This is a genomic window from Streptomyces sp. NBC_00986 (assembly GCF_045162565.1).
In the GTDB taxonomy this organism is placed as follows: Bacteria; Actinomycetota; Actinomycetes; order Streptomycetales; family Streptomycetaceae; genus Streptomyces.
Genome location: NZ_CP108733.1, coordinates 3,115,840 through 3,129,771, shown reverse-complemented (window position 1 = coordinate 3,129,771; position 13,932 = coordinate 3,115,840). Strand labels below are relative to the sequence as shown.

The window sequence follows — 13,932 nt, the reverse complement described above, 5'->3', positions numbered from 1 at the left end:
CCTCAGCCCTTGACGCTGATACCGCGGGACTTCAGGTCCTTGACCGTCCACTCCTGCATGTGCGCCAGCAGATCGGTGACCTCCTCCTGCTTGTTCATCACCTTCGCCCAGCCCGTCTGCAGCTCGGTGAACATCGCGGTCCAGTCCGGGCCGAACACCCAGTCCGAGGTGACCGTGTTCAGGCTGTCGGTGACGACCTGCTTCGCGGGCTCGTAGTTCGTCCCGAGCAGCTTGTCCGAGATCGACTCGGCGACGTACGCGTTGCTGTCGGCCAGCGCCGGCATCACACCGTTGCCGGTGGTCGGGCTCGCCATCGTCTTCACCGCACCCGTGTTGGTCGACATCCACAACGCGGCCTCGGCGGCCTGCTGTTGGTGCCCGCACTGCTTGGTCACCAGCGTGACGCCACCGCTCTGGTTCGTCCCGGCCGGTGTCTTGGCTGCCTCGCCCGTGAACGTCGGCCAGGGCGCCAGCGCCCACTGGCCGTCGGACTTGGTGAAGTTCTGCACCATGCCCGCCATCTGCCAGGTGGAGATCTGCCGGGTCGCGGTGCCACCGTTGTCGTAGTTGCGCTGTACGGCCGCGTAGTCCGCGAAGGAGAGCTTGGAGTTGAGGTCGTTGTCGATGATGTCCTGGATCACCTGAGCCGCCTTGAGGCTGCCCGCGTCCTGGAAGTCGACCTTCCAGGAGTTGCCGTCGATGGCGTACCAGTGCGCCCCCGCCTGCATGGAGAGGACTTCCAGCGTGCTGGGGTCCTCACCGGCGAAGTTGGTGATCTTGACGCCGTGCTTCTTCAGGACCTTGCCCGCGGCGATGAACTCGTCCCAGGTCGTCGGCGCCTTGAGGCCGTACTTCTTGAAGACGTCGGTGCGGTAGATCGTGAACGCGGGGGCCGAACTGGTCGGCACGCCATAGGACTTGCCCTGCACCTGCGCACTGGCCCACGAGCCCGCGTTGAACTTGGCCTTGTCGGCCGAGACGTATTTCGAGATGTCGGCGAGCGCGCCCTGCGAGACCCAGGTGGTCACGTACTCCGCCGTGTTCTGCACCAGGCAGGGCGCGTTGCCGGCCTTGACCGCGTTGGTCAGCTGCTTCTGCATCGTCAACTGGTCGGTGACCTTGGTGTACTTGAGCTTGACGTCCTGGTGAGCGGCGTTGAACGCCTTCACGACCGCGTCCTGCCCGTTGGCCCAGCCCCAGAAGGGGAGGGTGACCGGACCGGAAGACGTCTTGTCTCCCGAGCCGGATCCGCCGCAGGCGGAGAGCAGACCCGTCAGCGCGAGACCCGCGACGGCTGCACGAGCGAACCTTCTCCGGGGGCTGGTGAAGTTCATCAGACCGTGTTCCTTCGGAAGAGAAGAGGTAGAAACCGGTTGCCGTGAAGGTAGGCAGGGTGCACTGTTCGGAGCAAGAGGTGTGCAGCAACTTGTTTCGACGTCCCTGGACAGACCTCATCTGGCCAGGGAGTTTTAAGGGAAACCGGTTACGTAACGAAGGATCTTCTGGAGCGTCTAATCGCGTCGCGTGGGCGGCCGTACCGAGTTCCGTACGACGACATGCGTGCCCAGGACCAGATGGTCGCCGTCGCTGCTTCTGCGCCGGCCCGTGCCGCCGCCCTCGCGCCGGTCCGCCACCGCGCGCAGCGCGACCCGGCCCATCTCCTCGTACGGGACGTGCACGGTGGTGAGTTGGGGGGTGAGCTGGGAGGCCAGCGGGATGTCGTCGTAGCCGACGATCGACACGTCCTCCGGTACCCGCAGACCCGCCGCGCGCAGCGCCTGCATGGCGCCCGCGGCGACCACGTCGGTCCCCGCCAGTACCGCGGTGAAGTCCGCGCCCTCCTTCAGGGTGTCCTCCACCGCCTCGTACCCGTGCTCGTAGTCGTACGGCCCGTGCCGCACCATTCCCGGGTCGAACGGCACGCCGTACGCCTCGAAGGCCCGTTGCGCACCCCTCAACCTGCCCTGGGCGGTGGTGAGTTCGGCGTGCCCGGGCAGCACCAGGACTCGGCGGTGGCCCGCCGAGAGGAGGTGGCTGGCCATGGCGTAGGCGCCGCCCTCGTTGTCGTAGTCGACCGTCGTCGCCGGGACGTCGCCCTCCAGCGGCGGGCGGCCGACGAGCACGAGGTGTGAGCCCGCCGCGTCGAGGGAGCGGGCGAAGCGGGCCATGCGGAGTTGGTATTCGTCGACGTCGTACGCCCCGCCGAGCAACACCACGGCGGCGACGCCCTGTTGGCGCATGAGGTTGACCAGTGCGAGCTCGCGCTCCGGGTCGTCGCCGGTCGTGCCTACCAGGGAGAGCCAGCCGCGCAGTGTGGCCGCGCCCTCAACTCCCTTGGCCACGTGGGCGAACGCCGCGCCGGTGATGTTGTTGATGAGGATGGCCACCGTGGGCGTACCGCCGCCGGCCAGGGAACGGGCGTGCGCGTTGGTGACGTAGTCCAGGTCGCCGACGACCTTCATCACCCGGCGGCGCAGCTCCTCCGACACCGGGTAGTTGCCGGACAGCACGCGCGAGACGCTCGCCACGGAGACCCCGGCGCGCTCCGCCACGTCCCGGATCGTCGCCCGGCCGATGTCGCCCGACGCCTTGCGCTGACTCACCGTAGCGACTCCTTCACCATGACCGCGTTCCCGCCGGGCGCCCCGGGGCCTGCTCCCGCGCCGGTCCGGAAACCGTATCCCAAGGTCGTTCCCGGTGCGGCGGCCTGTGGACGGCGCGGATCAGGCGACACGGGCCAGGTCCGCGTGCCGTACCTCGTGGGCCGGTGGCAGGCCTGCGGCGAGGCGCTCCAGCTCGTCGACGACGATGGAGCCGAGGCGCGCCAGTTCGTTGCCGAGGGAGCCCGCGATGTGCGGGGTGAGGAAGACGTTGGGGAGCTGGTACAGCGGGGACGTGGGAGGCAGCGGCTCGGGTTCGGTGACGTCGAGGATCGCCGTCAGTCGGCCCGACAGCAGCTCGTCGGTGAGGGCCTCGTGGTCGATCAGCGCACCCCGGGAGGTGTTGATCAGCACCCCGCCGTCCCGGATCAGGGCGAGCCGCCCGCGGTCCAGCATGCGCTGTGTCTCGGGGATGTCGGGAGCGTGCAGACTCACGATGTCGCTCCCGCTCAACAGGTGGTCAAGCGGCAGGAGTTCGGCACCCAGCACGGCGGCCTCGGTGACGCTGACGTAGGGGTCGTGCAGCAGGACCTCGAAGTCGTACGGCCGCAGCAGCTCCAGCAGCCGGCGGCCCACCCGGGAGGCGCCGATGACGCCGACGCGGCGGCCGAGGTTGCCGATCGGCGCGGTCTCGGCGGGCGTCGGGTACGTGTGCGTGTCCCGGAAGCGGTCCCGCTGCGCGAAGGTGTCCTTCCCGGCCAGCAGGATCATCGCGAGGGTGTACTCGGCGACCGGGAGCGCGTTGCCGGTGACCGCGCTGGAGACGGTCACCCCGCGTTCCCACAGCGCCTCGCCGACCAGCGAACGGACCGAGCCCGCCGCGTGCAGCACGGTCCGCAGCCGGGGTGCCGCCGCCAGCGCGTCGGCGTCGAGGTGCGGGCAGCCCCACCCGGTGATCAGGACCTCGGCCTCGGCCAGGGCCCGGGCAGCCTCGGGTGCGCCGAAGTCCCGTACGACGAGGCCTGGTTCGATCTCGGCGGTCTGCCGGAGCCGGTCCATCAGGGGTGGGGGGAAGAGCAGGGGCAGGTGCACCGGATCCATGGCGAACACGGCCCTCGGCGGCTGGGCGCTGGGCATGACCCTCCAGTAGTGCGGCGTGAGTACGACGTGGGAACGAGGTCGGAAACGTTTTCTGAAAACGTCTTCTACCGTAGATCTGCTGTGGAGCGGGGGTCAATCGGTGAGGAGGGACCCCGAGCGCGGAAATATTTCGATCGGTTCCGGGACCGGAGGCAGGTGATTTCGCGCGGCGTGACCCGTCCAGCGGAGTTCGTCCGCCGGAATAGCCGGGCGCGGTGTGATGCTCTGATGAGCATGGTTCACGAGCGTGGTGAGGAGCTGGTGGGCAGATGACGGCGACGGTGACGCAGACGGCAGAGCAGACGGGCCCCGTGGTCGGCACCCCCTACGGGGCGGTGCGCGGCCGGCACGAGAACGGGATCGCGGTCTTCCGGGGCATCCCCTACGCGGCGCCCCCCATCGGCCCCCACCGGTTCCGCCCGCCCGTTCCGCCCGAGCCCTGGACCGGGGTCCGCGACGCGCTCGCCTTCGGCCCGACCGCGCCGAAACCGCCGTACTCCGAAGCCTTCGCGAAACTGCTCTCCGACCCGGTCGTGCCCGGCGACGACTGTCTCAACCTCAACGTGTGGACCCCGGACCCCGGCCCGGGCGCCCGGCTCCCGGTCATGGTGTGGCTGCACGGCGGCGCGCTCACCCGGGGTTCGTCGGCCGTCCCCGTCTACGACGGACAGGCCTTCGCGCGCGACGGCGTCGTCATGGTCTCGGTCAACTACCGCCTGGGCGTGGAAGGTTACGGCCTCTTCCCGGACGCCCCCGCCAACCCCGGCCTGCGCGACCAGCTCGCCGCACTGCGCTGGGTGCACGAGTCGATCGCGGCGTTCGGCGGCGACCCCGACCGGATCACCCTGTTCGGCCAGTCCGCCGGCGCGATCAGCATCGGCGCCCTGATCGCCGCCCCGCAGGCCCAGGGGCTGGTGCGCCGGGCCGTCCTGCAGAGCGGACCCCCGGAGGCCTTCGACCGCGACAAGGTACGGCGGATGGTGCGCCGGATGGCGACCCGGCTGAAGATCCCCGCCACCGCCGAGGCCTTCGCCGCCGTCGACCGGGAACTCCTGCTCCGCACCCAGGCCGACGTGGGCAGACTCAGCAGCCCCGTGCTCGGCGGACCCACGTTCGGGATCGTCATCGACGGCGACCTCGTGCCCCGTGATCCGCTGGAGGCGCTCGTCGAGGGCGAGGTGGGCCGGGGCGTCGACCTGATGCTGGGCTGGACCCGCGACGAGTACCGGCTGTGGCTGGTCCCCGGCGGCCTCCACGAGCGCGTCGACCGGCTCGGCGCGGTCGCCCTGGCCGGCGCGATGGCCCGCTGCCACTGCGGTGTCGAGGTCCCGCGCGGCTACCGCGCCCTGCACCCCGGCGCCGGCACCGCCGAGACCGTCGGCCAGCTCGTCACCGACCACCTCCTCCGCTACCCCCTGCACCGCCTCGCCGACGCCCGCCCCGGCACCGCCCACGTCTACGAGTTCGCCTGGCCCTCCAACCGCCCCGACCTCGGCTCCTGCCACGCCCTCGAACTCGGCTTCGTCTTCGACACGGGCGAGATCCCCGAGTCCGCCAAACTCGCCGGTCAGGGCGCACCCCAGGCACTCGCCGACGCCATGCACGGGGCGTGGGTGCGGTTCGCCGCGGACGGTGACCCCGGGTGGCAGGCCTGGGACGACACGCACCCGGTACGCATCTTCGGGGAGGGCGAGCCGTACGTCGCGCACGGACCACGCGACCCCGAGTTCGCCCTGTGGGCGGCCGACGCCGTGGCGAAGGCGAAGGAAGCGGCGGTTCCGGCCGAGGGCGAGGGCGCGCCGCCCGTGCGGAGCGCCACCGAGCTGCGGTCGGTCGTACGGCGGCTGCGGCGGACGGGGGATGTGCGGCGGTCGTCGTGAGGGCGGCCGTACGGGACAGAAACCGGTTGCTCAACGGCGACTGCCGACAGCTCCCGACAACTGCCGTGCTGACGTAGGCGAATTGGCCGACGCACGCCCCTCCTCCCGAGCGCCGCCCGCTGCTACTCTCCGCGCAGGGAACCGGTTGCCGGAGCGTTGCCACAGGCCGGGGAGGGGCGAGGCGGTACATGACCAGGAAGAGCCAGGACGCGAGCGGGAGCACCATCCGGGACGTGGCGGCCCGCGCCGGGGTGTCCGCGTCCACGGTGTCGCGGGTGCTCGGCGGCGAGTACCCGGTGAGCACGGCGACCCGCACGCGCGTGCTGCGGGCGGTCCGCGACCTGGACTACGTCGCCGACGCGCGGGCAAAGGCCGTGGCGGGCGTCGGGACGCCGACCCTCGCCTTCGTCCTGGAGGACATCACGGGACCGTCGTTCGCCCTGATGGCGCACGGCGTGGAGCGCGAGGCGACCCGGCTCGGCCATCTCTGCCTGGTGTGCAGCACCGAGGGCGACGTCCAGCGCGAACTGGACTTCATCGAGACCATGCGCGCCCAGCGCACCGCCGCCGTGATCCTCGTCGGCGGCACCGCGGACACCCCCGAGTACCGCGAGCGCACCCGCCGTATCGCCGACTCGCTCGCGGCGGCGGGATCGCGGCTCGTGCTCTGCGGGCGGCCGCCGCTCGGTCCGGGCGCACCGGTCACGGTCATCGAGTACGACAACGAGGGCGGCGCCTACGCCCTCGTCGCGCACGTCCTGGCCCAGGGCCACCAGCGCGTCCTGTTCCTCGGCGGCAAGCCGGACCACGCGACCGCGCAGGGCCGTGAACGCGGTTACCTCGCCGCGCACCGCGCCCGGGGCCTCGAACCCGACCCGGACCTCCTGCTCCACGGCGACTTCACCCGCGACTCGGGCCGCCGCCTGATGCGCCACGCCCTGAGCCGGAAACTGGAGTTCACGGCCGTGGTCGCCGCCACCGACATGGTCGCCGCGGGCGCGCTCACCGCCTTGCACGAGGCGGGCCTGGACGTCCCCGGCGATGTTTCGCTGGCCGGTTACGACGACATTCCGTTCGCCCGCGACCTGTACCCGGCCCTGACCACGGTGCACGTCCCCTACGAGGAGTTGGGCCGCCTCGCCGTACGCACCGCGCTGGGCCGCACAGCGGAGTCACCGGACGAGCACCTGTTGCTGGGTACGCATGTGGTGGTGCGGGACTCGATCGCGGCGATCACTGGGTGAGCGTCTGCCTGATGGATGTGATCGCCTCGGGCCCCACCCGGCAGCACCCGCCGATCAGCCGCGCGCCGGCCGCCCGCCACCCCTCCACCTGCTCGGCGGTGAAGGTGGAACGGCCCGTCCAGGCACGGGCGTCGGCGTCCCAGGTCTCACCGCTGTTGGGGTAGACGACGACGGGCTTGCCGGTGACACGGGCCGCGATCTCGACCGCGCCCTCGACATCCTCCGGGGCACTGCAGTTGACGCCGACCGCGATGACCTCGTCCGCTTCGGCGGCGAGCACGAACGCATCCTCCAGCGGTTGCCCGGCGCGGGTGCGGTCGCCCGCGATCGAGTACGACAGCCAGGCGGGCGTCCGCAGCCCGCGCGCCGCCCGCAGCAGCGCCTCGGCCTCGACGGTGTCCGGGATCGTCTCGAAAGCCAGCACGTCGGGCCCGACGAGATCCAGCACCTCCAGGCGCGGCCGGTGGAAGGCCTCCAGCTCGGCCACACTCAGCCCGTACCGGCCCCGGTACTCGGAGCCGTCCGCGAGCATCGCGCCGTACGGTCCGACCGAGGCCGCCACGTAGAGGGGCCGCTCGCTGCCCCGCCGCCCCGCCTCCACCGCCGCGTCGATGGCCAACTCCACGCTCAGGGCGATGAGTTCGGCCGCGCGGTCGTGCTTGATCCCGCGCTTCGCGAAGCCCTCGAAGGTGGCCTGGTAGCTGGAGGTGATCGCCACGTCGGCGCCCGCCTCGTAGTACGCGAGGTGCGCCTCGGCGATCGCCTCGGGCTGGTCGGCGAGCAGCCGCGCCGACCACAGCTCGTCGCTCAGGTCGTGCCCGGCCGCCCCGAGCTGGTTGGACAGCCCGCCGTCGAGGACGAGCGTCCCGGCGGCGAGGGCGTCGGCGAGGAGGGGGGCGGTGTCGCTGGTCATGTCTCGACGCTAGTCGATAGGGCCGCGGGGCCGTATATCCGTCCAGCTGGCGAACGGTATGCCCGGAATGTGGAATACCTAGGGGATTTCTGAGGGGCGCTAACCTTGCCCGCATGCTCGACACCGCGGCCACGGTGGCCGAAGCGCGCGACGTTCTGAGTCACTCCACCGGGCCGGTCTTCGCGGCCACGCTCACCCACAACGCCAAGAACGGCGTCACCGCGGGCGTCTGGGTCATCACGGCGGGCGACCGCACGGCCGTCCTCAAGGTCCTCACCCGCACCAAGGACGCCACCGGCCGATGGGCCGCCTCCGACGACCCCCGGCACTGGAACTACTGGCTGCGCGAGGCGCATGTCTACGACTCCGGACTCCCGCAGAGCTGGCAGCCGTACGGCATCCGCGCGCCCCGGCTGCTCGCCCGGGTCGAACGGGCCGACGGGGACGTGGCGTTGTGGCTTGAGCATGTGCGGGGGAAGCCGGGCACCGCCTGGCCGCTGACCCGGCACATCGAACACGCCCGCCGCCTTGGCGCCGCGCAAGGGGCCGCATCCATTCCCGACGAACCCTGGTTCTCGCACCGCTTCCTGCGCCAGTACGTCGGCAGCAACACGCTCGGCGAGGAACTCCTCGACGACGACGCGGCCTGGCAACAGCCCCTGGTCCGCGACCACTTCCCCGCCGGACTGCGCCACGACATGGTCCGGCTGCACCACGACCGCGAGTGGTTCCTGGACGTCATGGAGGCGCTGCCGCGCGCCTTCAGCCACCTCGACCAGTGGCCCGCCAACGTGCGTTCGAAGGGCCCGGACAGCGTCCTGTTCGACTGGGCCTTCGCCGGCGACGGCGCCCTCGGCGAGGACCTCGGCAACTACCTCCCCGACTCCGTCTTCGACCTGTTCGTCCCGGCCGACCGTCTGCCCGGCTACGCGGCGCGGGCCTACGACGCGTATCTGCACGGCCTCCGGGAGTCCGGCAACCAGGTCGACGAACGGCTAGTACGGCTCGGGGTGTGCGCCTCCGTCGTGAAGTACGACTGGCTCACCGCCCTCATGCTCGCCCGCGCGAGCGAGGAGCGCCAACTGGACTACGGCGGTGAGCGCGCCGTCTCCGCCGAACTCCGGTATCGGGAGCGGGGGTTGGCCCTCGTTTTCCTCGCCGGGTGGGCCGCCGAGGCGCGTGTGCTGGCCCCGCAGGTGGGGTTGCCGGAGGCGCCTAGTGGCCGTTAGGTACGACGTTGGTTGTGCCGCGAGGTGTGGTCGTTTTGCTGCGGCGCCGTTGTGGCTGGTCGCGCAGTTCCCCGCGCCCCTGGGGGGTTGTCGAACCGGCATCTAAGCCGCATGTTTTCCGCCCCCGCGCCTGCCGCCGCCCCGGGTGCGCTTGGTCGCCGGGACCAACAGGCCGCCCAGCAGGCCGAGTCCGAGGGCGTACGGCCACCAGCCGAAGCCGTCGCTGCGGGCGGTGTTCGTCGTGCGGGCCTCGGTGATCGTCGTCCCGGAGGACGACTCGGGAGTGGAGTGGGCGGTGGCCGAGGGGCTGCTCGCGGAGGCGGTGGTCAGGACGACGTCGTTGCCGTCGCCGCCCCGGTAGCTGATGCGGTACGTCGTGTCGGCGAGCTTCAACTTGCTGCCCTCGCGAAGTCCTTTGAACGCGCCCGTCGTTGAGCCCTTACCCCTGTGGTCGAGGATCGTGACGGTCCGCGCGGGGTTCGTCCCGGCGGCCGAGAGGTCCAGGTCGCCCGCCAGGCCGACCTTGCCCGCGACCTTCAACGGCTTGGCCCCCAGGACCAGTTCGCCTTTCGCGCTCTGCGTGTAGTTGCCGGTCACGGTGAGCCCGGTTGTCACCACGCTGTCGTTCGTCACCGAACCCTTCACCGCGCCCACACCGGTGAGTTCCGTCGACACACGCAGGCCCGCCGTGCCCACATCCAGCCGCGCACCTGCCGACGTGAGCCGAATCGCCTTGCTGCGGGCGAGAGTTGCCCCCGACCGCAGCGCCAGCGTGCCCTTGGAGACCGTCGTCGTCCCGGTGTACGTCACCGCCGCGCCCGTCAGCGTTGTCGTCGCGGCGCCGGACTGGACCAGGGACCCTCGGCCGCCAAAGTGTGACAGTTTCGTGGAAAGTGACACGTTTTGCAGAACAAGGGTCCCGTCGTCGACGATCCGCCGCCCCTCCGTGCCGGTCAGCACCCCGCCGTCGCCGCCCGGCTTCCCGGACCCCAGCCGCAGCACCGCCCCCTTCTCCACGGTCGTGGAACCGTCGTAGTACTGCGGCGCCGCGAACGTCACGTCGTTCCCGCGCGTCCCCGCGATGACGATGTCCCCGGCACCGGGCGCGGCCAGCGTGTCGTGGTACTTGCCGCCGCCGATCGGCGCGCCCAGGGTGACCGGACCGTCGTAGTCGAAGGTCAGCCGGGACCGGACCCCGCTCGCCGCATGGAGGTTGATGTAGACGGTGTCCTTGGTGCCCGGCATGAAGATCTGGTGGGTGGTGCCGTCGCCCCACTGGACGTTCGCGCCCTCGATGTTGGTGCCCCGCTTGTTCAACTGGTGCGCTATTGCACGCCAGTTGAGGTCGGAGTCGCTGAGCGACGGGTTGGTGTCGCCGCCCTGGTCGCTGTAGCTGTACTGGCCCGTGAGGACGACCTTGCTGCCCGGCCGGGAGTGGACGTTGACGTCGCTGCCGTACTCGCGCTGGTAGAAGTTCTGGCGCAGGGTGATCGTCTGGTAGAGCGGGGTGTCGATGATCCAGGAGCCCTGGTTGAGGATCGCGCGGGCGTCGGGGAGTGCGACCGGGTACTCGGGGCGGCCGGCCGCCGTGCCCGTACCGTTGTCGATCACCCCTGAAAACGGGTGAGTTCCGGCGAGGTCGAGAGTGCCCCACATGTTGCGCGGCTGGGTGACCAGGCCCGAGCCGCTGATGGTGCCGATGTTGAAGGTGCGGGTCAGGGAGAGGCGCAGGGTGCCGTCGACCCGGACGTTGAGCTGGTTCAACTGGTAGCCGGGCGTGCCGTAGGGGAAGTGCCCGATCAGGCCGGTGCCACCACCCGTGCCGTACTGGAGAGTTGTGCCGCGGTCGACCGTGATCGCGGGCGGGTCCGGGTTGCTGACCGTGGTGTACGGATGGTTGCCGCCCTGGGTGGTCACCTTCTGCCGCTGCCGGGACGCCGGGAGCGTGAAGTCGCTGTCCTTGGTGAGGATCAGCGTGCCGCCGCCGCGCACGGTCAGTGTTCCCTGGCCGCGGAACACCCCGTCGTACGTCGTCGTCCCGGACGGCACGGTGACCACCGTGTCGCCGGTGAGCGTCACATCGCGGTCCGCGAGGACGTCGGCGGTCGCGTCATGGGCACCGGCGGCCGAGGCTGGAGGCGCGCCGACCAGGAGGGCGACGGTCGCGAGGGCGCCTAGGGCGGCTGAGGTCTTGTGGGTATGGCTGCGCACGTCACTGGAGACGGGCGTCGGCGGCGGCGATAACAGAAATCTCGCGACCGTCTTTGTCACGCGCGACCCGTTGACCTTCCCGTAACACACCCTTACCTTTTCGGCGTTCGTAATGACAGATGCCGTACGAAATCCCGAACCCCTCACTGTTTTCTGCCTTGTTGTCCCCCCACCTCCGAGAGGCGTCAGATGAGACGTGTGTACGCAATCCTCGTCGCCCTGTGCTGCGTGCTCGCCGCGGCCCTGGTGACCGCCGGACCGGCCCAGGCCGCCGCCCAGACCATCACCAACGGCACGCAGTTCACGGACACTTCGGGCAACGCCGTGCACGCGCACGGCGGCGGGGTGATCAAGGTCGGCAGCTACTACTACTGGTTCGGTGAGGACCGCAACGCCGACAACACCTTCAAGTACGTGGACGCGTACCGCTCCACGGACCTGAAGAACTGGGAGTTCCGCAACCACGTCCTGACCCAGTCCAGCGCCTCCGAGCTGGGCACCGCCTACATCGAGCGGCCGAAGGTCATCTACAACGCGTCCACCGGCAAGTTCGTGATGTGGATGCACAAGGAGAACGGCGTCGACTACAGCGAGGCCAAGGCGGCCGTCGCCGTCTCCTCGACCGTGGACGGGAGTTACACCTACCAGGGCAGCTTCCAGCCGCTCGGCGACAACATGTCCCGGGACATCACGACGTTCGTCGACACCGACGGCACCGCCTACATGGTCTCCGCCGCCAACGAGAACTACGACCTGCACATCTACAGACTCACCGCCGACTACACCGCCATCGACAGCCTGGTCGCCAACCCGTGGGTCGGTGGACACCGCGAGGCACCCGCCCTGTTCAAGCGCAACGGCGTCTACTTCATGCTGACTTCGGCCGCGACCGGCTGGAGCGCCAACCAGCAGCAGTACGCCACCGCCACCAGCGTCGCCGGACCGTGGACGGCCTTCACCAACGTCGGCGACTCGACCGCATACAACTCGCAGACCGCCTACGTCCTCCCGGTCACGGGTACTTCGGGCACCTCGTACCTCTACATGGGCGACCGCTGGGGCAATTCCTTCGGCGGCACCGTCAACGACTCCCGTTATGTATGGCTGCCGTTGACGTTCCCGACCACCACCTCGATGTCCATGGCGTCCTGGTACCCGGAGGTGTCGATCGACACGGCCGCCGGCACGATCAGCGGCACGAGCGCTACGTACAACACGCTCATCGCCAGGAACAGCAGCAAGTGCGCGGACGTGGCCAACCAGTCGCTGTGGCAGGGTGTCGCGATCAGCCAGTACACCTGCAACAGCGGTACGAATCAGAAGTGGTGGTTCAAGGATCTCGGCACCGGTTACTACGAACTCATGGGCCGGGGCAGCTCGTTGTGCCTCCAGGAGAACTCGACCAACGTCACCCAGGAGAACTGCACCGGCGCCACCGCCCAGCAGTGGAGCCTGACCACGTCCGGCAGTTACGTCCTCGTCAAGGCCAGGACGAGCGGCGAGTGCCTGGACGTGTCGGGCGCGTCCACCGCCAACTCCGCTGCGATCATCACCTACACGTGCAGCGGAGCTACCAACCAGCAGTGGACGCGCGGTAGTTGAGCGCACGGTTACCGGACAGGATTCCAGCCGTCCGTGCCCGCCAGGTACTTCTGGGCCGTGTAGCTCGCGGCCTGGGAGTCGGTGAGCTGCGGGCGGTTGGAGTTCACCGTCGCGCCAGCGCCCGTGTTCTTGTACTCGAAGAAGCGGGCGTTCTTCCAGGAGTAGCCGCTCATGTCCGTCCAGGGCCCGGCGACCTTCACGGCGGCGGGCAACGAGGTCTGCCGGACGACCAGTTGGCCCACCGCGTCCGCCGTCGGGTGCCAAGGGCGGCCCAGGTAGTACGTGTTGGCAGCCGCCGAGCTGGTGATCGAGCTGCCGGTGACGAGGATGCCGTAGGTCTTCGCGGAGCTGGTGTTGGGCGCGGAGAGGAAGCCATTGAGGCCGCCCGCCGCCGCGCCCGAGTTGCGCAGCTGGATGTTGACCCGGTCGTAGACGGCGGTGGCGTTGCCGAAGATGAAGTCGACGTCGCCGGAGATGAACGACGAGTAGAAGTACTGCCGGTACTGACCGGTCGACGCCGGCGACCAGTTGAGGACGGTGTCCTGGCGGCTGATGAACCGGTCGTTGGTGAACGTCTGCCGGTCGCCCTGCGCGGTGACCGCGACGGCCTGGGTGTCCGTGATCTCGGGGTGGGCGGACTTGTCGAAGGTGTTCTGGACGGTGATCCCGGTGACGGTCAGGCCGGCCGCCGAGAAGGTCGCGACCGAACTGCCCAGCGTCCCGTACTTGTTGCCGCCGGCGTCGGTGTAACCGGCGGCCCGGTCATAGGTGATGACGATGTCCTCGGCGTTGCCGGTGGCGCCCTGGATGGTCAACCCGGCCTTCGCGACAGGCACGTTGACGATCTCGGTGTACGTGCCCTTCGCGACGGAGATGGTGTCACCGGCCGCGGCCGCGTTCACGGCGGCCTGCACGGTGGTGAAGCGGCCCGAACCGTCCTTGGCGACGGTGATGACGGTGGCGGCCCGCGCCTGGGTCACCAGCGACACCGCGACCAGCCCGAGGGCGGCCGCGGTACCGGTCGCCACGGCGGCGGCTCGGCGCCGGGCGGGGGAGCGGCGGTGCGTGTTCGGCTCAGTCATGCCTACAAGTCGCCGTGCCCCGCCCGGGAGT

The 13,932-nt window shown here is 70.2% G+C and carries 10 protein-coding genes; 4 read left to right on the top strand and 6 right to left on the bottom strand.

The genetic code is table 11. The annotated features are described in order from the left end of the window. Positions 1 to 2 precede the first annotated feature (2 nt). The 3 genes from OG504_RS13650 to OG504_RS13640 all read right to left on the bottom strand — a co-directional run bounded on the left by OG504_RS13650 (position 3) and on the right by OG504_RS13640 (position 3,737). A complete protein-coding gene (locus OG504_RS13650; protein ID WP_405990068.1) occupies positions 3 to 1,334 on the bottom strand; it encodes an ABC transporter substrate-binding protein in 1,332 nt (443 codons plus the stop codon). Positions 1,335 to 1,511: 177 nt separating this feature from the next. Further along, a complete protein-coding gene (locus OG504_RS13645; RefSeq protein WP_405990067.1) occupies positions 1,512 to 2,603 on the bottom strand; it encodes a LacI family DNA-binding transcriptional regulator in 1,092 nt (363 codons plus the stop codon). A gap of 120 nt (positions 2,604 to 2,723) precedes the next feature. Further along, a complete protein-coding gene (locus OG504_RS13640) occupies positions 2,724 to 3,737 on the bottom strand; it encodes a hydroxyacid dehydrogenase (RefSeq protein ID WP_405990066.1) in 1,014 nt (337 codons plus the stop codon). A gap of 272 nt (positions 3,738 to 4,009) precedes the next feature. On the opposite strand from OG504_RS13640, the gene OG504_RS13635 reads away from it, so the two are divergent. Both OG504_RS13635 and OG504_RS13630 read left to right on the top strand, forming a co-directional pair. Then, positions 4,010 to 5,620 (top strand): carboxylesterase/lipase family protein, encoded by a 1,611-nt coding sequence (locus tag OG504_RS13635; RefSeq protein WP_405990065.1) that lies wholly within the window; start codon positions 4,010 to 4,012, stop codon positions 5,618 to 5,620. 188 nt (positions 5,621 to 5,808) lie between these two features. Beyond that, complete coding sequence (locus OG504_RS13630; RefSeq protein ID WP_405990064.1) at positions 5,809 to 6,864, top strand: LacI family DNA-binding transcriptional regulator; 1,056 nt, start codon at positions 5,809 to 5,811, stop codon at positions 6,862 to 6,864. Here OG504_RS13630 and mmuM read toward each other — a convergent pair. Beyond that, on the bottom strand, positions 6,854 to 7,777 hold the full coding sequence (gene mmuM, locus OG504_RS13625) for a homocysteine S-methyltransferase (protein WP_405990063.1): 924 nt from the start codon (positions 7,775 to 7,777) through the stop codon (positions 6,854 to 6,856). The two genes, OG504_RS13630 and mmuM, sit on opposite strands and share 11 nt — an antisense overlap. Positions 7,778 to 7,890: 113 nt before the next feature. On the opposite strand from mmuM, the gene OG504_RS13620 reads away from it, so the two are divergent. Further along, positions 7,891 to 9,006 carry an aminoglycoside phosphotransferase gene (locus OG504_RS13620; protein WP_405990062.1) on the top strand — a complete coding sequence of 372 codons (1,116 nt, stop codon included), beginning with the start codon at positions 7,891 to 7,893 and terminating at the stop codon, positions 9,004 to 9,006. Positions 9,007 to 9,108: 102 nt separating this feature from the next. On the opposite strand, the gene OG504_RS13615 is transcribed toward OG504_RS13620, so the two are convergent. Then, entirely contained in the window at positions 9,109 to 11,217 is a 2,109-nt protein-coding gene (locus tag OG504_RS13615) for an autotransporter (RefSeq protein WP_405990061.1), read from the bottom strand. Positions 11,218 to 11,406: 189 nt separating this feature from the next. Between OG504_RS13615 and OG504_RS13610 the strand changes: the two genes are divergently transcribed. After that, complete coding sequence (locus OG504_RS13610) at positions 11,407 to 12,819, top strand: RICIN domain-containing protein (protein ID WP_405990060.1); 1,413 nt, start codon at positions 11,407 to 11,409, stop codon at positions 12,817 to 12,819. Between the two features lie 8 nt (positions 12,820 to 12,827). On the opposite strand, the gene OG504_RS13605 is transcribed toward OG504_RS13610, so the two are convergent. Further along, entirely contained in the window at positions 12,828 to 13,901 is a 1,074-nt protein-coding gene (locus OG504_RS13605) for a pectinesterase family protein (protein WP_405990059.1), read from the bottom strand. Positions 13,902 to 13,932: the final 31 nt, after the last annotated feature.

Bases quoted from the DNA above. Each gene is read 5' to 3' on its own strand.
- OG504_RS13605 (WP_405990059.1), bottom strand. From the start codon at position 13,901: ATGACTGAGCCGAACACGCACCGCCGCTCCCCCGCCCGGCGCCGAGCC.
- OG504_RS13640 (WP_405990066.1), bottom strand. From the start codon at position 3,737: ATGCCCAGCGCCCAGCCGCCGAGGGCCGTGTTCGCCATGGATCCGGTG.
- OG504_RS13610 (WP_405990060.1), top strand. From the start codon at position 11,407: ATGAGACGTGTGTACGCAATCCTCGTCGCCCTGTGCTGCGTGCTCGCC.
- OG504_RS13630 (WP_405990064.1), top strand. From the start codon at position 5,809: ATGACCAGGAAGAGCCAGGACGCGAGCGGGAGCACCATCCGGGACGTG.
- mmuM (WP_405990063.1), bottom strand. From the start codon at position 7,777: ATGACCAGCGACACCGCCCCCCTCCTCGCCGACGCCCTCGCCGCCGGG.
- OG504_RS13635 (WP_405990065.1), top strand. From the start codon at position 4,010: ATGACGGCGACGGTGACGCAGACGGCAGAGCAGACGGGCCCCGTGGTC.
- OG504_RS13650 (WP_405990068.1), bottom strand. From the start codon at position 1,334: ATGAACTTCACCAGCCCCCGGAGAAGGTTCGCTCGTGCAGCCGTCGCG.
- OG504_RS13620 (WP_405990062.1), top strand. From the start codon at position 7,891: ATGCTCGACACCGCGGCCACGGTGGCCGAAGCGCGCGACGTTCTGAGT.